This window comes from Streptomyces sp. NPDC004327 (assembly GCF_042873935.1).
In the GTDB taxonomy this organism is placed as follows: Bacteria; Actinomycetota; Actinomycetes; order Streptomycetales; family Streptomycetaceae; genus Streptomyces.
Genome location: NZ_JBIAME010000004.1, coordinates 239,139 through 259,447, shown reverse-complemented (window position 1 = coordinate 259,447; position 20,309 = coordinate 239,139). Strand labels below are relative to the sequence as shown.

At 73.7% G+C, this 20,309-nt stretch carries 16 protein-coding genes; 6 read left to right on the top strand and 10 right to left on the bottom strand.

Annotated features, from left to right (window positions below; all coding sequences use genetic code 11):
- Window positions 1–246 precede the first annotated feature (246 nt).
- Complete coding sequence (locus ACFYU9_RS15445; RefSeq protein ID WP_389217651.1) at window positions 247–2,223, top strand: amino acid transporter; 1,977 nt, start codon at window positions 247–249, stop codon at window positions 2,221–2,223.
- A gap of 25 nt (window positions 2,224–2,248) precedes the next feature.
- Complete coding sequence (locus ACFYU9_RS15440) at window positions 2,249–3,064, top strand: SGNH/GDSL hydrolase family protein (RefSeq protein ID WP_389217648.1); 816 nt, start codon at window positions 2,249–2,251, stop codon at window positions 3,062–3,064.
- A gap of 102 nt (window positions 3,065–3,166) precedes the next feature.
- Here ACFYU9_RS15440 and ACFYU9_RS15435 read toward each other — a convergent pair whose 3' ends face one another.
- The 5 genes from ACFYU9_RS15435 to ACFYU9_RS15415 are packed head-to-tail and all read right to left on the bottom strand — an operon-like array spanning window position 3,167 to window position 8,481.
- Window positions 3,167–3,979, bottom strand: coding sequence for an ABC transporter ATP-binding protein (locus tag ACFYU9_RS15435; protein WP_389217645.1), 813 nt, complete (start codon window positions 3,977–3,979; stop codon window positions 3,167–3,169).
- A complete protein-coding gene (locus tag ACFYU9_RS15430; protein ID WP_389217643.1) occupies window positions 3,976–4,980 on the bottom strand; it encodes an ABC transporter ATP-binding protein in 1,005 nt (334 codons plus the stop codon). The genes ACFYU9_RS15435 and ACFYU9_RS15430 overlap by 4 nt, the downstream gene beginning before the upstream one ends.
- A gap of 5 nt (window positions 4,981–4,985) precedes the next feature.
- The gene (locus ACFYU9_RS15425; RefSeq protein WP_389217640.1) at window positions 4,986–5,894 is read right to left on the bottom strand and encodes an ABC transporter permease; all 909 of its coding nucleotides are present in this window, start codon (window positions 5,892–5,894) and stop codon (window positions 4,986–4,988) included.
- The gene (locus ACFYU9_RS15420) at window positions 5,891–6,844 is read right to left on the bottom strand and encodes an ABC transporter permease (protein ID WP_389217638.1); all 954 of its coding nucleotides are present in this window, start codon (window positions 6,842–6,844) and stop codon (window positions 5,891–5,893) included. The genes ACFYU9_RS15425 and ACFYU9_RS15420 overlap by 4 nt, the downstream gene beginning before the upstream one ends.
- 14 nt (window positions 6,845–6,858) lie before the next feature.
- The gene (locus ACFYU9_RS15415) at window positions 6,859–8,481 is read right to left on the bottom strand and encodes an ABC transporter substrate-binding protein (protein WP_389217752.1); all 1,623 of its coding nucleotides are present in this window, start codon (window positions 8,479–8,481) and stop codon (window positions 6,859–6,861) included.
- 178 nt (window positions 8,482–8,659) lie between these two features.
- Here ACFYU9_RS15415 and ACFYU9_RS15410 point away from each other — a divergent pair, with 178 nt between their 5' ends.
- Window positions 8,660–9,685, top strand: coding sequence for a LacI family DNA-binding transcriptional regulator (locus ACFYU9_RS15410; RefSeq protein WP_389217635.1), 1,026 nt, complete (start codon window positions 8,660–8,662; stop codon window positions 9,683–9,685).
- A gap of 21 nt (window positions 9,686–9,706) precedes the next feature.
- On the opposite strand, the gene ACFYU9_RS15405 is transcribed toward ACFYU9_RS15410, so the two are convergent.
- Window positions 9,707–11,341 (bottom strand): amidohydrolase, encoded by a 1,635-nt coding sequence (locus ACFYU9_RS15405; protein WP_389217632.1) that lies wholly within the window; start codon window positions 11,339–11,341, stop codon window positions 9,707–9,709.
- Between the two features lie 161 nt (window positions 11,342–11,502).
- Between ACFYU9_RS15405 and ACFYU9_RS15400 the strand changes: the two genes are divergently transcribed.
- The 3 genes from ACFYU9_RS15400 to ACFYU9_RS15390 all read left to right on the top strand — a co-directional run bounded on the left by ACFYU9_RS15400 (window position 11,503) and on the right by ACFYU9_RS15390 (window position 15,062).
- Window positions 11,503–12,213, top strand: coding sequence for a TetR/AcrR family transcriptional regulator (locus tag ACFYU9_RS15400; protein WP_389217630.1), 711 nt, complete (start codon window positions 11,503–11,505; stop codon window positions 12,211–12,213).
- A 144-nt stretch (window positions 12,214–12,357) separates the two neighbouring features.
- Complete coding sequence (locus ACFYU9_RS15395; RefSeq protein ID WP_389217627.1) at window positions 12,358–13,755, top strand: NAD(P)/FAD-dependent oxidoreductase; 1,398 nt, start codon at window positions 12,358–12,360, stop codon at window positions 13,753–13,755.
- 89 nt (window positions 13,756–13,844) lie between these two features.
- Complete coding sequence (locus tag ACFYU9_RS15390) at window positions 13,845–15,062, top strand: exo-alpha-sialidase (protein WP_389344973.1); 1,218 nt, start codon at window positions 13,845–13,847, stop codon at window positions 15,060–15,062.
- A 6-nt stretch (window positions 15,063–15,068) separates the two neighbouring features.
- Here ACFYU9_RS15390 and ACFYU9_RS15385 read toward each other — a convergent pair whose 3' ends face one another.
- From ACFYU9_RS15385 to ACFYU9_RS15370, 4 genes are all read right to left on the bottom strand, one after another.
- A complete protein-coding gene (locus ACFYU9_RS15385; protein WP_389345306.1) occupies window positions 15,069–16,409 on the bottom strand; it encodes a DUF4157 domain-containing protein in 1,341 nt (446 codons plus the stop codon).
- Window positions 16,410–16,687: 278 nt separating this feature from the next.
- A complete protein-coding gene (locus ACFYU9_RS15380; RefSeq protein ID WP_389217621.1) occupies window positions 16,688–17,731 on the bottom strand; it encodes a M4 family metallopeptidase in 1,044 nt (347 codons plus the stop codon).
- A 124-nt stretch (window positions 17,732–17,855) separates the two neighbouring features.
- On the bottom strand, window positions 17,856–19,136 hold the full coding sequence (locus tag ACFYU9_RS15375; RefSeq protein ID WP_389344971.1) for a glycoside hydrolase family 6 protein: 1,281 nt from the start codon (window positions 19,134–19,136) through the stop codon (window positions 17,856–17,858).
- A 136-nt stretch (window positions 19,137–19,272) separates the two neighbouring features.
- Window positions 19,273–20,139 (bottom strand): glycosyltransferase family 2 protein, encoded by an 867-nt coding sequence (locus ACFYU9_RS15370; protein ID WP_389344969.1) that lies wholly within the window; start codon window positions 20,137–20,139, stop codon window positions 19,273–19,275.
- Between the last annotated feature and the right edge of the window lie 170 nt (window positions 20,140–20,309).

The window sequence follows — 20,309 nt, the reverse complement described above, 5'->3', positions numbered from 1 at the left end:
TCGGTCCGAACGGCGCCAGGCCAGGCGCCGCCTCATGACGCGGGGCCCAGTTCGCCGGTCGCGTCACGCCGTACATCCTGAGTACGTCCGGTGTGACGAGCGCAACGCCCGGCGGAGGGATCTTGACGGTTTCCTGACGGCTTTCGGCGGGTTCCGTACGGGGCCTTTGCATACGCTGGCCCGACCGCCGTCCGCGTGATGGCCGAAATCCGACCACACCGGCACCACGGACAGCAGGAGTCCTCGATGGCCACCCCACCCGACACCCGTACCAGCCGCCTGCGCGCATGGATGCTGGAAGGCCTGGCCGACATGGGCAAGGGGCGGCCCGGGGGCACCGGCCCAGGTCAGACGGCTCCGGTCGCGGAGCCCTCCCAGCCGGCGCACAAGGGCCAGCCCTGGTGGCGCGTCATGTGCCTCACCGGCGTCGACTACTTCTCGACCCTCGGTTATCAGCCAGGCATCGCGGCCCTCGCGGCCGGCGTGCTCTCCCCCGTCGCGACGATCGTGCTGGTGATCGTGACGCTGGTGGGCGCCCTGCCCGTGTACCGGCGGGTCGCCGAGGAGAGCCCGCACGGCGAGGGCTCGATCGCGATGCTGTCGCGCCTGCTGTCCAAGTGGAAGGGCAAGCTCTTCGTCCTCACCCTCCTCGGCTTCGCCGCCACCGACTTCCTGATCACCATCACGCTGTCGGCGGCGGACGCCTCCACCCACCTCGTCGAGAACCCGCACCTCGAATCGGCCCTGCACGACAAGCAGGTCCTCATCACGATGATCCTCGTGGCGCTGCTCGGCGCGGTGTTCCTCAAGGGCTTCCTGGAGGCGATCGGCGTCGCCGTCGCGCTCGTCGGCGTCTACCTCGCCCTCAACCTGGTCGTCGTGATCACCGGCCTGTGGCAGGTCGTCAACAACGCCCACCTCGTCACCGACTGGACCACCGCGCTGACCGCCTCGCACGGCAACGCCTTCGCCATGGTCGGCGTGGCACTGATCATCTTCCCCAAGCTGGCGCTCGGCCTGTCCGGTTTCGAGACCGGCGTGGCCGTGATGCCGCACGTGGAGGGCGATCCGGGCGACACCGAGGCCAGCCCGAAGGGCCGGATCCGCGGCGCCAAGAAGCTGCTGACCACCTCCGCGCTGATCATGAGCGCCTTCCTGATCTGCACGAGCTTCATCACCACCGTGCTCATCCCGCACCAGGAGTTCGAGCCCGGCGGCAAGGCCAACGGCCGCGCGCTGGCCTATCTGGCGCACGAGTACCTGGGCAACACCTTCGGCACCATCTACGACATCTCGACGATCGCGATCCTGTGGTTCGCGGGCGCGTCGGCGATGGCCGGTCTGCTCAACCTGATGCCGCGCTATCTGCCGAAGTACGGCATGGCCCCGCACTGGGCCCGCGCGGTGCGCCCGATGGTCATCGTCTTCACCCTGGTCGCCTTCCTCGTCACGTGGATCTTCGACGCCAACGTGGACGCGCAGGGCAGCGCGTACGCGACCGGTGTGCTCGTCCTGATCTCGTCCGCCGCCATCGCGGTGACCATCGCGGCGCACGAGGCCGGCCAGCGGGCCCTGTCCATCGGCTTCGGCGTCATCTCCGCGGTCTTCCTCTACACGACGGTCGTCAACATCATCGAGCGCCCGGACGGCGTGAAGATCAGTGCCTGCTTCATCGCCGGCATCCTCCTGATCTCCTTGATCTCACGTCTGGTCCGCGCCTTCGAACTCCGGGTCACCCACGTCGAGCTCGACGACATGGCCGAGCGCTTCATCCGGGACATCTCCAACCGCACCCCGCGCTTCATCGCCAACGAGCCGGACAGCCGCGACGCCGAGGAGTACCGGGCGAAGAAGGACCAGATCCGTGCCGACAACGACCTCCTCGGCGCCGAGGACTTCGTCTTCGTCGAGGTCACCGTCACCGACCCGTCCGAGTTCGAGTCCGGGCTCATCGTGAAGGGCGAGGTCCTGCACGACCGGTACCGCGTCCTCACGCTGGAGAGCTCGTCGGTGTCCAACGCGCTGGCCGCCCTGCTGCTGCACGCGCGGGACATCACGGGCGTGCGCCCGCACATCTACTTCGAGTGGACCGAGGGCGATCCCATCGCCGAGTTCTTCCGCTTCTTCCTCTTCGGCCGGGGCGAGGTCGCCCCGACGACCCGCGAGGTGCTGCGCGAGGCGGAGCCGGACCGGTCGAAGCGGCCGCGCGTCCACGTGGGCTGACCGCCCACTCCCTATACTCAACAATGTGAATAATGAACGACGCGAAAACGTGTCGTCGCCGAGGGCCGCGTACCGCAGGTACGTGGCCCTCGGCGACAGCCAGACGGAGGGCGTCGGCGACGGGGACGACGTCCGGGGCCTGCGCGGCTGGGCCGACCGGCTCGCCGGGACCGTCGCCCGGTCGAGCCCGGAGCTCCGCTACGCCAACCTGGCCGTACGGGGCCGGCTCGCCGGTCAGGTACGGGCGGAGCAGCTCGGGCCCGCGCTCGCCCTGGAGCCGGACCTCGCGACCGTCGTCGCCGGGGTGAACGACCTGCTGCGGCCCCGCTTCGACGCGGACGAGGTCGCCGGGCACCTGGACGCGATGTTCGCCGCGCTCACCGGGCGGGGCGCGCACGTCGCGACGCTCACCTTCCCCGACCTCACCCGGCTGATCCCGGCGGCCCGTCCGGTCGCGCCCCGGATCACCGCCCTCAACGCGGGCATCCGCGAGGCGGCCCGGGCCCATGGCGTCACCGTCGTCGAGACCGCCGACCGCCCGGCCGTCACCGACCCGCGGCTGTGGAGCCGGGACCGGCTGCACGCCGCCCCGCCCGGCCACGCCCGGATCGCCGCCGCCTTCGCCGAGGCGCTCGGCCTGCCGGGCAGCGACGGTTCCTGGTCCCGCCCGCTGCCCCCGCCCGGCGTGCGCCCGGCCGGCGGACTGCGCCGCGCGGGCGTCGAACTCGTCTGGGCGGGCGCCTTCCTCGGCCCGTGGCTGGGCCGCCGGCTGCGCGGCCGCTCGTCGGGCGACGGCCGCACGGCGAAGCGCCCGACGCTGCTTCCGGTCACGGCCGCCTGAACGGCGCCGGCCGGCCAGGGGGCATGCGGGGACGAGCTGCCGATGCTGCGAAGTCATCGCCGGCGGACCGGGCCCCCGCCCCCCTCCTCCCCCGACGGCCGCTCAGCCGGTGACCGCCGAGCGGGCCGCGGAGATCTGCGCCGGGTCCCAGCCGCGGCGCGGGACGGAGTCCAGCAGGAGGCGGGTGTAGGCGTGTTCGGGCGTGCCGAGGACGCGGGCGGTGGGTCCGGACTCGACGATCCGGCCGTGGCGCAGCACCACGATCTCCTCCGTGATGTGCCGGACGACGCCGAGGTCGTGGGTCACGAAGAGGAAGCCGACGCCCGCCTCGCGCCGGATGCGGGCGAGCAGTTCGAGGATCTGGGCCTGGATGGACACGTCGAGCGCGGCGACGGCCTCGTCGAGGACGAGGACGCGCGGCTCGGCGGCCAGGGCGCGGGCGATGGCGACGCGCTGGCGCTGGCCGCCGGAGAGCTTGCGGGGCAGCGCGGCGGCCTCGCGCGGGCCGAGGCCGACCTGGTCGAGGAGTTCGGCGACCCGGGCCTTGCGGGCGGCGGGGTCGAGGCGGAAGTGCAGCCGCAGCACCTCGTCGACGCACTCGCCCACGGAGATGCGGGGGTCGAGGGAGAGATAGGGGTCCTGGAAGACCATCTGGATCTCGCGCGCCCGGGCCAGCCGTTCGGCCCGGCCGCGGGGGCGGGCGGAGCGGTCCCGGCCGTCGAGGGTGACGGTGCCGGCGTCGGCGCGTTCGAGGCCGACGAGCATGCGCACGGTGGTGGTCTTGCCGCTGCCGGACTCGCCCACGATGCCGAGCGAGGAGCCGGGCGCGAGGGTGAACGACACGTCGTCGACCGCGGTGTGGTCCCCGTACGTCTTGCGCAGTCCGCGCACGACGAGGCCGGAGGTGTCGGTCACAGCAGGATCCCTTCGTCGGCGCGGTGACAGGCGGCGAGTCCGTCGCCGTGCGCCACCAGGGCGGGCACCTCGGTCGTGCAGCGCGCCACGGCGTGGGCGCAGCGGGCGGCGAAGGCGCAGCCGGGCGGGGCCTCGGCGACGGAGACCGGGCGGCCCTCGATGGGGCGGGGCGCGGGCGCGTCGGGGTCGATGCGCGGGGTGCAGGAGAGCAGTCCGGCGGTGTAGGGGTGGCGGGGCCGGTCGAAGAGCTCGGTGGTGGTGCGGGTCTCGACGATGCGGCCGGCGTACATGACGTAGACGCGGTCGCAGATGGCGGCGGCGAGCTCCAGGTCGTGGGTGACGAAGAGGAGTCCGGTGCCGCGTTCGGCCTGGAGGCGGGTGAGGATCGCGATGATCTCGGCCTGGGTGGTGACGTCGAGCGCGGTGGTGGGTTCGTCGGCGACGATGAGGTCCGGGTCGCCGGCGAGGGCGGCGGCGATGACGACGCGCTGGAGCATGCCGCCGGAGAACTCGTGCGGATAGCGGCGCAGGGCGCCGCGCGGGTCGCGGATGCCGACGGCGTCGAGGAGTTCGGCGGCGCGGGCGGTGGCCTTGGCGGCCGGGGTGCCGGCGGCGCGCAGGCCCTCGGTGACGAAGTCGCCGACGCGGCGCAGCGGGTTGACGGAGGCGCGCGGGTCCTGGAAGACCATGGCGGCCTTGCGGGCGCGCAGGTCGGCGAGGGATCCGCGGTCCAGGGTGAGGACGTCCTGTCCGGCGACGCGTACCTGGCCGGTGGTGCGGGCCTTCGCGGGCAGCAGGCCGAGGACGGTGCGGCAGGCGACGGACTTGCCGGAGCCGGACTCGCCGACGAGGCCGACGGTCTCGCCGGGGGCGACGGTGAGGCTGACGCCGTCGAGGAGGGGGCGGGCGGCCTGTCCTTCGGGGAGCCGGAGGGTGAGCCGGTCGATCTCCAGGACGGGGGCGCCGCCGGTGCTGTGGTCGGTCATGGTGGTCCCGGTCATGGTGGTCACCGTTCGCGCTTGGCGATCCGGTCGGCGATGCCCTCGCCGACGATGCCGAACGCGACGACGGCGAGGACGATGCAGAAGGAGGGGGCGAGCGCGGGCAGCAGGGCGCCCTGCTGGAGCGCGGACTGGCCGTCGTTGATCATGGCGCCCCAGTCGGCGGTGGGCGGCTGGACGCCGAAGCCGAGGAAGGAGAGGGCGGCCAGGTCCATCAGCGCGTAGCCGAAGTTCATCGCAGACTGCGCGAAGACGGTGGGCGCGATGTTGGGCAGCAGGTGGCGCAGGCAGATGGTCCAGCCGGACCAGCCCTGTACGCGGTACGACTCGATGTAGGGCCGGGCCTTCTCCTGCTGGGCGATGCCGCGGACCAGGCGTCCGACGTACGGGGTGTAGGCGACGGCCATGGCGATGACGGGCGCGGTCATGCCGGAGCCGAGCACGGCGACCAGCATGATCGCGAGGAGCAGGCCGGGGATGGCGAAGACCAGGTCCATGGAGCGGGACAGAAGCGCGTCCGCCCAGCCGCCGCGCCAGCCGGCGAGTACGCCGAGCAGGGTGCCGAGCACGGTGGAGACGGCCACGACGAGCAGCGGGCCGAGGAGTCCGGTGCGGGCGCCGTGCAGCAGCCGGGACAGGATGTCGCGGCCGGACTGGTCGGTGCCGAGGAGGTGGTCGCCGGAGGTGCCGACGAGGCTGGACGTGAGGTCCATGGCCTCGGGGTCGTACGGGGCGAGCAGCGGGGCGAGGGCGGCGACGACGACGAGCGCGGCGAGCAGCAGCAGCGCGGCCGTGAACAGCGGGCCCTGGGCGAGGGACCGGAGCCGGCCGAGGCCGGGGCGGCGTCTCAGCGGCGCGGCGGACGCGTCGGCCCCACCGGGGCCGGCCGCCCCGGGATGTGTGGTGAGGGTCATGAGGTGCCTTCCCCGTGGAGGGTGAGCCGGGGGTCGATGAGGGGGGCGAGCAGGTCGACGGCGAGGTTGACGAGGACGAAGACGGCGACGCTGAGCAGGGTGATGGCCTGCACGACGGCGAAGTCCTGGGAGCTGACGGACTGGACGAGCAGCTGGCCCATGCCGGGCACGTCGAAGGCGGTCTCGACGACGGAGGTGGTGACGAGGAGTCCGGCGAGCATGGTGCCGCCGACGGTGACGACGGGGCCGAGGCTGTTGCGCAGCACGTGCCGGCGGATCACGGCGCGGCCGGCGACGCCGCGGGCGCGGGCCACGTCGACGTGTTCGCGGCCGAGTTCGTCGAGCATCGCGGAGCGGGTGACGCGGGCGAGGAGTCCGGCGAAGGTGGTGGCGAGGGCGAAGGCGGGCAGCGTCAGGTGGTAGAGCCGGTCGCCGAAACCGTCCGGGGTGCCGCCGGGGCCGGGGAACCAGCCGAGCTGTACGGAGAAGAGCGAGACGAGCGCGATGGCGCTGACGAACGACGGGGTGGCGGTGGCGACTCCGGTGCCGATGAGCACGATCCGGTCGACGAGGCCGGGGCGCAGTGCGGCGAGGACGCCGGCGGCGACTCCGCCGGCCGTGACGAGCAGGGCCGAGTAGCCGACGAGCAGGAAGGTGCCGCCGAGCCGGGAGCCGAGCAGGGTGGCGACGTCCTGGTGGTACTGGGCGGAGCGGCCGAGGTCGCCGTGGAGGACGCCGCCGAGCCACTTGGCGTACTGCACGAGCAGCGGGTCGTCGAGGTGGTACTCGGCGCGCAGCGCGGCCACCGTGTCGGGGGTGGCGGGGCGGCCGTGCAGCAGGAAGGTGACGGGGTCGCCGGGCGCGAGGTGGACCGAGGCGAAGACGACGAAGGAGGTGACGAGCAGGACGCCGAGGAGTCCGGCGAGCCGGCCGAGGGCGTAACGGAGCATGGGGTTGCGCTTCATCAGGACGCGGCGCCGATCGTCGCGGCCCAGGGGTAGTAGAGCTGGGCGATGCCGGTGGGGGCGCCGGTGACGCGGCTGCCGAGGAAGACGGAGAACGGGGCCTCGTAGACCGGGATGATGGGCAGTTCGCGCATCGTGATCCGCTGGAGTTCGGCCGTGAGGTCGGTGCGGGCGCCGGGGTCGGCGGCGGAGTTGGCGCGGTCGAAGGCGTCGTCGTAGACGGGGTCGGACCAGTCGCCGTAGTTCCCGAAGTCGCCGGTGCGCAGGTACTGGTAGAACTCCAGCGGGTCGGGCGTGTTGTCGTACCCGTTGGTGATGACCAGGTCGAGTCCCTTGCGGGCGTTCTTGTCGACGAAGATGCTGCTGTACGCCTCGGGGGCGACGGCCTTGAGCTGGACGTCGAGGCCGATCTGGCGGCCGGCCGCCTGGACGGCGTTGGCGACGACGCTGATCTCGGGGGCGAGGGAGCTGGTCACCAGGGTGACCTTCTTGCCGGTGGCGCCGGCGTCCTGGATCAGCTGCTTGGCCTTGGCCACGTCGTACACGGGCTCGGGCAGGTCCTTGAAGATCTCGTCGGTCTTCTCCGGGGCGAGCGCCCAGGCGCCGCGCGCGGCGGGGGCCTTGGCGGGGATGCCGATGCCGCCGGCCGCGGCCTTGATGATGTTCTTGCGGTCGAGCGCCATGGACAGCGCCTGGCGGACCTTGAGGTCGCCGAGGGTGCCGTGGAAGTTCAGGATGGCGAGGTTGGCGGCGGCGGTATTGGGGCCGAACCAGAGCTTGCCCTTGGGGGTGGTGCGCAGCCGGTCCAGGGAGGACGAGGGGACCATGTAGCCGCCGTCGGCGGTGCCGGAGAGGAAGGTGTTGGTGCGGGCGGCGGCGTCCTCGACGAAGGCGAAGCGGACGGTGTCGGTCTTCGGCGTGAGCTTCTTGTCCCAGTAGCCCTTGTGCGCCTTCAGGGTGATCGACTCGCCCTGCTTCCAGGTGTCGAGGGCGTACGGGCCGGTGCAGTTCACCTTGCCGCCGGGGACGCCGTACTCCTTGCCAGCCTTGGCGAGGAAGGCGGCGCTCTCGACGGTGCCGGGCGAGGCGGCCATCAGCTCGTTGAGCAGGATGTCGGGCTTGGTCAGCTTCAGGGTGACCTGGAGGGGGCCGGACTTCTCGACGGTCTTGACGTTCTTGAAGGCGGAGCCCCACGGGGAGCCGGTGGCGGGGTCCATCTGGCGCTTGAGGGAGGCGACGACGTCGTCGGCGGTCATGACCGTGCCGTCGTGGAAGGTGACGCCGGACCGCAGGTCGTACACCCAGGTCAGCGGGTCGGGGTTGACCCACTTCACGGCGAGCCCGGGCTCGATCCTCAGGTCGGGGGTGACCCGCAGGAGCTGCTCGCAGACGTTGGCGAGGACGGTGTTGGGCGGGTAGTCGTACGCCTGGGCGTAGTCCAGGGTGTACGGCTCCGCGTACAGCGACCAGGTGATCGAGGGCAGCGGTCCCTTGGCCGCGGGCGAGAGCGGTGTGACGGTGTAGCCGCCGGCGGAGCCCACGGGCTTGGTGGCGCCGGAGCAGGCGGTGGCGGTGACGGCGAGCGCGGCGGTACAGGAGAGCGCGGCGAGGACTCTGGGCATGCGCAAGGGAGACCCACCCCTTTACGGGTGTCGTGACGGGCGCCGGGGATGGCGGAGCTGGGTGGTGCCAGGTGGGGGAATGGAGCGAGTATTGATGCGGGAACGTTCCCGCACAAGACTCCGGGGTCACTTTGCGGGAACGGTTTTGCAGAGGTCAGGGAGGTGGCAGCATCACCGCATGACCACACGTGAAGGGCAGCCGGGAGCGCCCGCCCCGCGGGTACGGCTCGTCGACGTGGCGCGCGAGGCGGGCCTGTCGAAGACGACCGTCTCGGCGGCGCTCAACGGCACCGGGCGGCTCTCCGCCGCGGTACGGGAGAAGGCCGTCGAGACCGCGCGCCGGATGGGCTACCGGCCCAACGCCACCGCGCGCCAGCTGCGCGCCGGACGGGCCCGGCTGATCGGCTACGTCGTCGGCGAGTTCGCCGGCGAGCCCTGGACGTACCTGGACTCGCCGTACTTCGCGCGGCTCACCGGCGCGACGGCGTCCGCCGCGCTGCGGCACGGGTACGCCCTGGTGATGCTGCCCGCGGGAACGCTGCAGCGGGAGTGGGCGGACCTGCCCCTGGACGCGGTGATCGTCGCCGATCCGGTCGAGGACGACCCTCTCGTGGAGGACTTCCTCGCCGCGCGCATCCCGGTCTTCAGCGACGCCTCGGTCGAGGACCGGCCGGGCGCGCACTGGGTCGACCTGGACGCCGACGCGGCCGTCCGGGAGTCACTGGACCATCTGCGCGAGCGCGGCGCCCGGCGGCCCGCGCTCGTCCTGCCCGACAGCACGACCCGCTTCCACCGCCGGGTGCTCGCCGCCTACCGCGCGTGGTGCGCGGAGCTCGGGGCCGAGGAGCTGGTGACCCTCGTCCCCGAGCCGGGCAACGGGCCGGTGGTGCGGGCCGTCGAGCGGGCGCTGGCCGGCGAGCCGCGGCCCGACGGGCTCTTCGTGGTCGCGGAGGCCAGCCCGCCGCTCGTCATGGACGCGGCCCGGCGTGCCGGTCTCGCGGTGCCCGGCGAGCTGCGGGTGGTGTGCGTGAGCGAGGACGAGTCGGCCGCGCACGCCGATCCGCCGGTGAGCACGCTGAGCCTGCGCCCGGCGGACGTCGCCGAGGAGGGGATAGCGCTGCTCGTGGCGGCCCTGGAGGGCGCGGGCAGCACGCCCCCCGGCGTGCTGCTCACCGCCCGGCTCCAGGTGCGGGCCTCGTCGTGACTCGCTCATGACGCCGTCCTCTCAGACCGCGTGGACGCGGGTGCCGCCGACGAAGGTCTGCTCCACGCGGGCCTCGGCGATCTCCTCCGGCGGCGCCGTGAGGATGTCGCGGTCGAGGACGACGAGGTCCGCGAGGTGTCCCGCTCGCAGGCTGCCCGCGTCGTCGTGGCCGTTCACGTGCGCGGAGCCGGCCGTGTAGGCGGCCAGCGCGGTGGGCAGGTCGATGCGCTGCTCGGCGAAGAAGATCCGGCCGTCGGTCGCGCCGGGCTCGGCGCGGTTGACGGCGACGTGGATGCCGGCGAGCGGGTCCGGGCTGCTGACCGGCCAGTCGCTGCCGGCGACCAGGGTGGCGCCGGCGCGGACGAGGTCGCCGAACGGGTACTGCCAGGCGGCGCGTTCGGGGCCGAGGAAGGGGATGGTCAGCTCGTCCATCTGCGGCTCGTGCGCCGCCCACAGCGGCTGGATGTTGGCGAGCGCGCCGAGCCGGGCGAAGCGGGCGAGGTCGTCGGGGTGCACGACCTGGAGGTGCGCGAGGTGGTGGCGGTTGCCGCGGCGCCCGTTGGCGGCGATCGCCGCCTCGACCGCGTCCAGGGCCTCGCGTACGGCGCGGTCGCCGAGCGCGTGGAAGTGCACCTGGAAGTCGAGGGCGTCGAGCGCGGTGACGTGCTCCCGCAGCGCCTCGGGGTCGACGAAGCTGAGGCCGGTGTTGCCGGTGGCGCAGCCGCAGCCGTCGAGGTAGGGGGTGGTCATGGCGGCGGTGAAGTTCTCGGCGATGCCGTCCTGCATGATCTTCACCGAGCCGGCCCGGAACCGGCCGAGGTCCAACCGCTTGCGCAGCTCGACGAGTTCGGGGATCTGCTCGGCGCCGCGGGCCCGGTCCCACCACAGCGCGCCGGTGACCCGGGCGGTGAGGGTGCCGTCCTCGGCGGCCGCCATGTAGGCGTCCGACGGGTCGGGCTTGCCGCTGAACTCGCCGAGGAGGGCGTCCTGCCAGCCGGTGATGCCGAGCGAGTGCAGCAGGCTCTGGGCGCGCAGCAGTCCGGCGACGCGGTCGGCCTTGGTGCAGGCCGGGACGTGGCGGGCGACGAGGTGCGCCGCGCCCTCCTGGAGGACGCCGGTGGGGTTGCCGTCGGCGTCGCGCTCGATGCGGCCGTCGGCCGGGTCGGGGGTGGCTGCGGTGATCCCGGCGATCTCCAGGGCGCGGGAGTTGACCCAGGAGCCGTGGTGGTCGCGGTTGACCAGGATGACGGGCCGGTCGGGGACGAGCGCGTCGAGCAACTGCCGGGTGGGCAGGCCGCCTTCGAAGCTCTCCAGGGACCAGCCGCCGCCGGTGATCCACTCGTGGTCGGGGCGGGCCGCGGCGAACTCGGCGATGATCCGCCGGTAGTCGTCGACGCCGGTGGTGCCGCTGAGGTCGCACTCGGCCAGCTCGACGCCGCCGTACACCGCGTGGATGTGCGAGTCCTGGAAGCCGGGGACCAGCAACTTGCCGGCGAGGTCGACGACTTCGGTCGACGGGCCGATGAGCTCGCGCACCTCGTCGTGGCCCACGGCGGTGATCCGCTCGCCGGTGACGGCGAGGGAGGTGGCCCGGGTGCGGGCGGGGTCGCCGGTGAAGACGGGGCCTCCGGTGAAGACCAGGTCGGCCGTGCTCATGTACGTACTCCTGGAGGGTGAGGGGGCCCGGCGCGAGGGCCGGGACGAGGGGCTTGGGCGGGCCCTGGGCCGCCGGGCGGCCCGAGGTGCGCCATGGAACAGCCGCCGCCGTCAACACGTCAAGGGTGTTGTCGTAAGGCGTGCCCGGGTAGGGTCCGGCCATGGCCGAACGAGTGGTTCCCGAGGACCGGCGGCAGCGCCGCCGCCCCACGAAGCAGGGCACCGTGCTCTCCGAGCGGGTGATCGTCGAGACGGCGCTGCGCCTGGTCGCGCAGCACGGCGCGGAGGCGCTGTCGGTGCGGCGGCTCGGCGCCGCCCTTGGCGCCGACCCCAGCGCGCTGTACCGCTACTTCCGCAACACCGACGACCTGCTGCTCGCGCTCGCCGACGAGATGGTCGGACGCGCGCAGGCGGGCTGGCGGGCGACCGGGGACTGGCGCGCCGACCTGCGCGAGATCGCCTCGCGCATCCACGCCGCCTATCTCGCCCACCCCCAGGTCGCCGCCCTCGCGGCGCACCGCACGACAGGCCGGACGCACGAGATGCGTGCCGTCGAGTCGATCCTCGGCGTGCTGCGCCGGGCCGGCTTCCCGGACGCCGAGGCGGTCCGCATCTACCACGCCTTCGTCGACCAGGCCCTCGCCTTCGCCGCCCTCGACGCCGCCGCCCTCGCCCTGCCCGAGCCGGCCCGCGAGGCCGACGAGCAGGTCTGGCACGCCGCCTACGGCAAGCTCCCGGCCGACACCCATCCCCATGTGGCGGCGACGTATCCGCTGCTCGCGGCGGACATGCGGGACAGCGGCCACCCGTTCGCCCTGGAACTGATGCTGGACGCGGTGGGGGCACGGCTGGCGGCGCACCGGCAGGGCTAGCACCGGCCTGGCCCTTGGCCGGGCTCCGGTGCGCGCGCTTATGTCAACACCATTGACGAAGATTCGCCCCGACCGGTCTCATGGCGGCACTTCGGAGGCCCGCGGCCTCCTGGCCCGCCTCCGCGATCCGAAGGAGCACCGCCCATGGACCCCGTACACGCGCTCCGGGACGCCTCGCCCACCCCCTTCTGGCTGGACGACGCCGACCACCGGCCGCCCGCCGCGCCCGCTCTCGTCGGCGCCGTCGACTGCGATCTGCTCGTGGTCGGCGGCGGCTACAGCGGGCTGTGGACCGCGCTGATCGCGAAGGAGCGGGACCCGTCCGCCGACGTGGTGCTGATCGAGGCGGGCGAGGTCGGGGGCGCCGCGTCCGGACGGAACGGCGGCTTCTGCGAGTCGAGCCTGACGCACGGGCTCGGCAACGGCATCGCCCGCTGGCCCGGCGAGATCGACCGGCTTGAGCGGCTCGGCCGGGAGAACCTCCAGGCCATCGAGGACACGCTGACCCGGCACGGCATCGACTGCGACTGGGAGCGCACCGGCTCGCTGGTCGTGGCGACGGAGCCGTACCAGCTCGACGGCCTGAAGGAGGAAGCCGAGGCCGCCGCGCGGTACGGCGCCGAGGTCGCGCTGCTCGACGAGGCCGCCGTGCGCGCCGAGATCGACTCACCCTCCTTCCTCGGCGGCGTGTGGAACAAGGACGGCGTCGCCATGGTCAACCCGGCCCGCCTCGCCTGGGGCCTCAAGCGGGCGTGCCAGGACCTCGACGTCCGGGTGTACGAGCACACGCCGGGCACCCGGCTCACCGAGGACGGCGCGCGGATCGCGGTGACCACGCCCTACGGCCGGGTGCGGGCCCGGCGGGTCGCGCTGGCCACCAACGCCTACCCCTCCCTGCTGCGCCGGCACCGCCCGTACACCGTCCCGGTCTACGACTACGCGCTGATGACCGAGCCCCTGACGGACGATCAGCTCGCCGCCGTGGGCTGGCGCAACCGGCAGGGCTTCGCCGACTGCGCCAACCGCTTCCACTACGTCCGGCTCTCCGCCGACAACCGGATCCTGTGGGGCGGCTTCGACGCCGTCTACCGCTACGGCGGCGGGGTGCGCGCCGAGCGGGACCAGCGCCACGAGACCTTCGCGACCCTGGCCCGGCACTTCGCCGAGACCTTCCCGCAGCTCGCCGGCGTCCGGTTCAGCCACGCGTGGGGCGGGGCCATCGACACCAGCACGCGCTTCTGCGTCTTCTTCGACACCAGCCACCGCGGCCGGGTGGCGTACGCGGCCGGCTACACCGGTCTCGGGGTGGGCGCCACCCGCTTCGGCGCCGAGGTCATGCTCGACCTGCTGGCCGGCGAGCGCACCGAGCGGACCTCTCTGGAAATGGTGCGCCGCAAGCCGCTACCGTTCCCGCCCGAGCCGGTGCGCTCGCTCGGCATCGGCATCACCCAGTGGTCCCTCGCCCGCGCCGACGCGCAGGAGGGCCGCCGCAATCTGTGGCTGCGCACCCTGGACCGGGCGGGCCTCGGCTTCGACAGCTGAGCCGCCGTTCGCCTCCTCTTCCACCGCCGACTCCCGTGCGTTGGCGCGGAGTTGACACGCACGCCGCTCGCGCGCGGTGCGGTGTCCGCATGCGTGGTGGCGGAGGTCGAGGGGCACGGCGGTGGTACGCGGCGGCGCTGGCCGCCCTGGCCGTGGGCGCGGTGGGCACAGGCGCGGTGACCGCGGGCGACGCGCGCGAGAACGCGGCCGAGCACGGGTGCGTGTCCTCGGTCCCGTACGTCTCGGGGAGCGGCGGCTACGCCGCGTACCGCATACCGGCCGTCGTCCGCACCCCCGCAGGCACCCTGCTCGCCTTCGCCGAGGGCCGGGTGCGCGGCGCCGGGGACGCGGGCGCCGTCGACATCGTGCTGCGGCGCTCGGCCGACGGCGGCTGCACCTGGGGGCCGCGGCGGACCGTGGCCGCCGGACGCGGGGACACCCGGGGCAATCCGGCGCCGGTCGTCGATCCGGCGAGCGGCGAGGTGGTGCTGCTGTCGACGGGCAACGCCGGCGCCGTGACGGAGTCGGCGATCCTGGCCGGCCGGGTGACGAAGGAGCGCGGGCGGCGGGTGTACGTGCAGCGCAGCGCCGACGACGGGCGGAGCTTCTCGGCGCCCCGGGAGATCACGCCCTCGGTGAGCAAGCCAGGCTGGCGCTGGTACGCGACCGGCCCCGGCCACGCCACGGCGCTGACCCACGGCCCGCACGCCGGCCGGCTCGTCGTGCCCGCCGACCACTCGGCCGCTCCCCCGCCGGGCTCCTCCGGCACCGGCCGCGAGCCGCGCTGGTACGGATCGCACGCGCTGCTGAGCGACGACGGCGGGCACAGCTGGCGGATCGGTCTCGCCGACGAGTCGTACGAGGGAACGGTCGACACCAACGAGTCGGCGGTGGCCGAACTCCCGGACGGGCGGCTCTACTTCACTGCCCGCGACCAGCTCGGCAGCGCCCCCGGCAACCGGGCCGACAGCACCTCGGACGACGGCGGCGCGAGCCTCGACCGGCCGTTCGCCCCCCAGCGCTCGCTCGACGCCGTACCGGTCGTGGAGGGCGGCCTGCTGGCCCTGGACTCCGGCCGGCTGCTGTTCTCCGCGCCCTCGGTGCCGACCGCCCGCCGCGCCCCGGCCCTGTGGACCAGCGCGGACGGCGGCCGCACCTTCGCCCCGGCGCTCACGCTCTCCGACCGCCCGGCCGGCTACTCGGACCTGGTCCGGGTGGACGCGCGGACGGTGGGGGTGCTGTACGAGACGGGTGAGCGCGGCCCGTACGAGACGATCGCCTTCCGGCGCGTGCCGCTCACGCGCTAGGGTCCGTCAGCCCGCACCGCCCGCGCCGCCGTTGCCCGGCGGGTCGAGGAGAGCGGGGGCCTCGCCGGCGTGCGTCTCGTAGGTCGAAGCCGGGTCGTGGAAGGTGTTTCGCTGCATGCCGTCGACCCACATCACGAATGCGCGGGCTTCTTGCAGCGCCTCGATGATGCTCGCGTAAAGGGTGGCGTAGCGTGTCTTGCTTTCGGCGAGCCACGCCTCGAACGCCGCCACTCGGCCTCCGACGCGCTCCGCCCTCACCCTGGCGCGCGCATCGTCGTCGAAGATCTTCGACGCCAGAAACGTCGTCCAGCCTCCGGCACCGGCGAGGTAGTCGGCGGGAATCGCCCAGGTGCCCGCGTTGTCCGCCCACTGGGGCTCCAACTCTCCGACCGTTTCGGCCAGTTCGACGAGACGCCTGCTGAAATCTCCGTAGATCAGGGAGTTGGCGTCGTCCGCCGGCCCGCCTGTGGTGGGAAGGGTCGCGATGAACGAATAGTGCGCCGCGGTGGTGTCCGACGGGTGGCCGAGCGCTTCGGCGGCCGTCGCCGCGGCACGGAGTCGACTCACCCGCGCCGCCACATTCCGCAACCTGTTCGACTTGTTCTGGAAAAGAGGTCCCGCGGGCCGGTGATCCGCCGTCCCGGGCTCTCCCTTCGCCGCCCTCGTGATCGTTTTGACTCCGCCGTCCACGTTCTCCAGAAAGGTCTTCATGGCGGCGTTGATCGCAGCCGCGACCCTTAGGCCCGTCGCGCCGAGGGCGTTGAAGACGTGGTCGCCCTGGCTGTGGCCACCGCCGGTGGCCCGCTGGATCGGCGCGGACCGGTCCGCGCCGCCCGTCTCGCGTGCCGTGTCGCCGGCCGTCGCCCGCTGGACGTCGGGAGCCTGGCCGCTCATGACGCGGACGGCGTTGGCCTCGGCCTCCCGCTCGAAGCGGTCGGAGGGGTCGGAGACCTTCAGTCCGGCGCCGTTGTCCGTGCCCGCCACCGGGCCCTGGCGCTGCTGGATGACGTGGGTGAGTTCGTGGGCGAGGGTGTGCCTGTCGTTGCCTCCGTCGCCGATGACGATGTGCTGCCCACTGGTGTAGGCGCGGGCGCCGACCTCGGTGGCGGAGGCGCGGGCGGCGCTGTCGTCGTGGATGCGGACGTCGGAGAAGTCGGCGCCGAGCCGGGCTTCCATCTCGTCACGGACCGGGGCGTCGAGCGGACGGCCGTTCCCCTTCAGCACGTCGTGGACGGCGGAACGCTGCACGGCGGGCCCGGCGTCCTGGGTGTGGCCGCAGCCGGCGCCGTGCCGGTGCTCTTCGCGGGTGGACGGCTGGGCGAAGGGGTATCCGCTGAGTTGCAGCATGTGCAGCACCGCGGCGTTGCCCGCGCTGCGCTGGAGTGCGAGGATGCCGGCCTGGTCCAGGGGGGCCTGGACGCGTGGTGCCGGGGACCGGGTGCTGGTGGTCTGGTCGGGGTGATGTTCGCGCTGGGACAAGGGAACTGCCTTTCAGGATGCGGCAGCCCCACTCGACCCGATGCCCCGTGGCGGCTGTCAGCCGCCACGGGGCAGAATTCGGGGCAGGGATCCCTGCCCCTTTGGTCCTCGGGTCCGGCCCTCGGCCCAGGCCCTCGGCGTCCGGGCTAGACGCCCGGGATCTGGCGGGCGTGGAAGGCCGCGCGGACCGCGTCCGCCGCCTTCTGGCCGTTCATCTTCTGCGCGGTGGCGATCGTCTGCTTGGCCGCGTCCTCGAACGACGTGTCCGGCTTGAAACCGAACTGGGCGTTCACGATGATCCGGTCGGCGGTACGGGCGCCGAGCGCGCCGCGGATGTCCCACAGGGCGCGGGACCAGATCTCGCCGTCGGCGTGCACCTCGCCGACCCGGTCGGCGTAGACCTTGGTGCCGTCGACGCGGCGCAGGCAGTGCGGGGCGTCGCTGTAGGTAACGGAGTCCCAGTCGCCGACGCAGGCGAGGTCCGTCTTCACGGGCCAGCCGTAGCGGGTGGCGGCGTCGCTGCCGACCTCGACGGCCAGGTAGTCGCCGAACGCCTCGCCGATCGCGCCGGCCTCGGGCGAGCTGCCGAAGCCGGGCACCTGGGCCTCGTGCACGGAGTGGCCGTACTCGTGGACGATGACCTCGGCGTCCTCGGCGTCGTCGACGCCGCCCTTGCCGAAGCGGATCTCGTCCTTCTTGTCGGTGAAGAAGGAGTTGTCCTTGCCCCACTGGCTGATCCGCACCGGCATCGGCCGGTCGTTGGCGCCGGGCAGCTCGCTGCCGAAGCCGAGGCCCTGGAGGTACTCCTGCGCCTGGTTGACCCAGAAGTACGCCATGACCTGCTCGAACTGGTCGTCGTGCCGGTTGTACGAGGCGGCGTCGGCGACCTTGGCGGGGGCGCCGGTCTCGGAGCGGACGTAGGCCCAGCGGCCGGAGAGGCCGCCGCTGCCGTCCAGGTTGCGCAGCGCGACGGTGGCGTACGCGGACGCGGGGACCGCGTCGGCGGCGTCCTTGTCGTCCGTGAGCGTCTGGTCGCCCGAGGACTGCACGGGGTTGACCATGAAGACGCGGGCCTGCGGGCCGGTGGCCGCGGGGGCGGCTCCGGTGGCGGAGGCGAGGCCGGCCGGGGCGATCAGGGCCACGGTGGCGGTGGCCGCGGCGATCAGGCCGCGGGATGTGCGGCGTGCCATCAACGTCCTCCCGTTTGTGGGATGTGAGGGTCGTGCGGGGGGTGGTGTGGTGCGGGCGTGATCATCGCTCAGGGACCGGCCCCGCGTCGAGGGTCCGGCCGTCCGGGGTTTCGGCGGGAGCCGTTCAGGGCAGCAGGGCGGGCTGGGCGTTGCGTGCCAGGGTGTGGGCGAGCTCCGGCCACCAGGCGCCGGCCGGCGGGTCGACGACGCCGTACTCGGGGTCGATGGTGCCGCCGGTGCCGCGGGTGCAGCTGCCGTCGGACTCGCCGACGATCTTGATGTACAGATAGGCGTCGGCGAGCGGCACCCCGGTGTCGGCGGTCGGGCGCGGGCCGAGACCGCGGCCGGGCGGGTTGCACCAGGTCTCCGCGTCGCCGGTGTACGCGCCCGGGGCCGGGGTCCAGGGGCCGAGGCCGTTGCGGCTGGTGTCGACCACGAAGTGGGCCAGCTCGCCGGCGGGAGGGTTCCCGGCGGCCTGGTCGTACCAGGCGTCGGTCCAGTGCCAGGTGCTCGGGTCCTCGGCGTCGACCGCGTTGCCGGGCCGGCCGTCGTTGGGCGCGGCGGCGGACCAGTACTGGGTGGCGCACCAGTCGGTGTGGCCGCGGCCCCAGGCGGGCCCGCGGGTGGCGAACCACACGCACTTGGCGACCCAGGTGCCGTAGCGGTCGAGGTTGCCGGTCGGCTGGAAGTTGGAGACGTCGAGCGAGAAGCCGTCGGCGCGGGCCACGCCGGCGTCGATCAGCCGCTGGGCCATGTCGCCGACGGCCCGCCACTTGCTGTTGCCGCCGTCGAGGTAGACGGCGGTGCCGGGGCCCGCTGCCTTGAGGGCCGTCACCGCGTAGTTCAGGTCGGCGAGGCGGGCGGCGGTGAGCGTGCCGCCCGGGTCGCCGGATCCGGCGCAGTCCTTGGGCAGCAGGGCGAGCCCGTCGGGCTCCACGACGACGAGCGCGGGGCCGGCGCCGATGCCCTGGGCGAGGCCGTCGATCCACTGCCGGTACGCGGCGGAGCTCGGCGCGCCGCCGCCGGAGTAGCTGCCGCAGTCGCGGCCGGGGATGTCGTAGGCGACGATGACGGGCACCTGGCCGGCGGCCCGGGCCTTGTCGAGCAGCGCCGCGGCGTCGGCGCGGACCTGCTCGGCGCTGCCCGCGGTGAACCATCTGGCCTGCGGCAGCGCGGCGAGCCGCGCCATGTTCGCCGCGTTGCCGGTGTCGCCCTGGAGCTCGTCGGCGGCGGCCTGCCGGGCGGCCCGGCTGTCGGGGTCGACGTAGAAGCGGGTCGCGGTGGTGAGGGGCCCGGCGGCGGCCGGTTCCTCGGCCCGGGCGCTCGGGCCCGTGAGCCAGGCGGCGCAGACGGCGAGCGCCGCCACCAGGGTGGCGGCGCGCCGCCCCCGCATCCGGTACGTCATCAAGGGCCTCCTCGGCGTGATCACGAGCAGCGTAAGCGGCGTTGATCACCGACGGGCCGGAACCGGTGGATCCGCCGGGACGGCGCGCCGGGCGCCCGGGCGCGTGCCCGGGCGCCCGGAGGCACGGCAGGGGCGGTCAGCCCTCCCTGCTGCTCTCGTCCCTGAGCCAGGTGTCGAAGTCACGCGCCCGGATCGCCCTGCGTGCCCCCCGGCGCGCCACGAGCGCCGCCGTGACGAAGACGAGCAGGGCGGGGAGCAGGGTGGGCTCGGCGCGCAGGAGCGCGCGCAGGTCGCCGAGGCCGGTACGGGCCGAGGGCGGCGCGCCCCGGCCCGCGGGAGCCGACTCGCGCTGCTGGTCCTCCAGTTGGGCGGTGGAGGTGGCGGCCCGGATCCGGCGGCGGATCAGGTCCGCCCAGGTGCGGGGCGGGCGGACCACGACCCGGGCGGCGGGCACGACGGCGCGCTCGGCAGGCCCGAAGGCGAGCGAGGCGGCCAGGTCGTCGGCCATCAGCGGCGGCAGTGCGGCGATCCGGGCGTGGCCCTCGCCGGACATGGCGATCACCCCGCGCCCGAACAGCCCCTCCCGTACGGCGGGAAGGCGCTGCCACACCTTGTAGTAGGCGCGCACGGGCCAGGAGCAGCCGGTCATCGGCAGCCGCCGCTCGGGCGCGGCGGCCAGGACCGGGTCCGGCCCGGCGAGGGCGGCGGCGAGGGCCCGTACGTCGGCGGCGCCGAGCTCCACGTCGGCGTCCACGTAGATCCTCGGGAAGCCGCGGGCGTGCTCGTCGCCGAGGCGCAGGGCCTGGTGTTTGGAGGGGAGGGGCGTCTCGACGACGCGCACGCGCGGGCCGTAGCCGGCGGCGACGGCCGCGGTGGCGTCCGTACAGCCGTTGCACACGACCAGGACGTCGAACTCGCCGTCCGCGGCGCCGTCCAGGAGGCCGTCGAGGAGCCGCGCGAGCGTGCGTTCCTCGTTGTGGGCGGGGATCACGATGCTGGGCACGGGCCCAGTATGACCAACCCGTCCGACTCTTACAGTTCCTTCAAGTATCGGTAGGAGTTTCACACAACTCCTGGATGACCTGCCCCAGTTGGTCTAGATTGAGCGTCGCCGGATCCGCTCGGTCGCGAACACATCGTGTCCCGGGCGGATTCTGCGTCCTGTGCGGACCC

What these genes read in the sequence shown, in the direction of transcription:
- ACFYU9_RS15445 (WP_389217651.1), top strand. Translation starts at nt 247, where the DNA reads ATGGCCACCCCACCCGACACCCGTACCAGCCGCCTGCGCGCATGGATG.
- ACFYU9_RS15430 (WP_389217643.1), bottom strand. Translation starts at nt 4,980, where the DNA reads ATGACCGGGACCACCATGACCGACCACAGCACCGGCGGCGCCCCCGTC.
- ACFYU9_RS15425 (WP_389217640.1), bottom strand. Translation starts at nt 5,894, where the DNA reads ATGACCCTCACCACACATCCCGGGGCGGCCGGCCCCGGTGGGGCCGAC.
- ACFYU9_RS15420 (WP_389217638.1), bottom strand. Translation starts at nt 6,844, where the DNA reads ATGCTCCGTTACGCCCTCGGCCGGCTCGCCGGACTCCTCGGCGTCCTG.
- ACFYU9_RS15415 (WP_389217752.1), bottom strand. Translation starts at nt 8,481, where the DNA reads ATGCCCAGAGTCCTCGCCGCGCTCTCCTGTACCGCCGCGCTCGCCGTC.
- ACFYU9_RS15410 (WP_389217635.1), top strand. Translation starts at nt 8,660, where the DNA reads ATGACCACACGTGAAGGGCAGCCGGGAGCGCCCGCCCCGCGGGTACGG.
- ACFYU9_RS15405 (WP_389217632.1), bottom strand. Translation starts at nt 11,341, where the DNA reads ATGAGCACGGCCGACCTGGTCTTCACCGGAGGCCCCGTCTTCACCGGC.
- ACFYU9_RS15400 (WP_389217630.1), top strand. Translation starts at nt 11,503, where the DNA reads ATGGCCGAACGAGTGGTTCCCGAGGACCGGCGGCAGCGCCGCCGCCCC.
- ACFYU9_RS15395 (WP_389217627.1), top strand. Translation starts at nt 12,358, where the DNA reads ATGGACCCCGTACACGCGCTCCGGGACGCCTCGCCCACCCCCTTCTGG.
- ACFYU9_RS15390 (WP_389344973.1), top strand. Translation starts at nt 13,845, where the DNA reads ATGCGTGGTGGCGGAGGTCGAGGGGCACGGCGGTGGTACGCGGCGGCG.
- ACFYU9_RS15385 (WP_389345306.1), bottom strand. Translation starts at nt 16,409, where the DNA reads ATGCTGCAACTCAGCGGATACCCCTTCGCCCAGCCGTCCACCCGCGAA.
- ACFYU9_RS15380 (WP_389217621.1), bottom strand. Translation starts at nt 17,731, where the DNA reads ATGGCACGCCGCACATCCCGCGGCCTGATCGCCGCGGCCACCGCCACC.
- ACFYU9_RS15375 (WP_389344971.1), bottom strand. Translation starts at nt 19,136, where the DNA reads ATGACGTACCGGATGCGGGGGCGGCGCGCCGCCACCCTGGTGGCGGCG.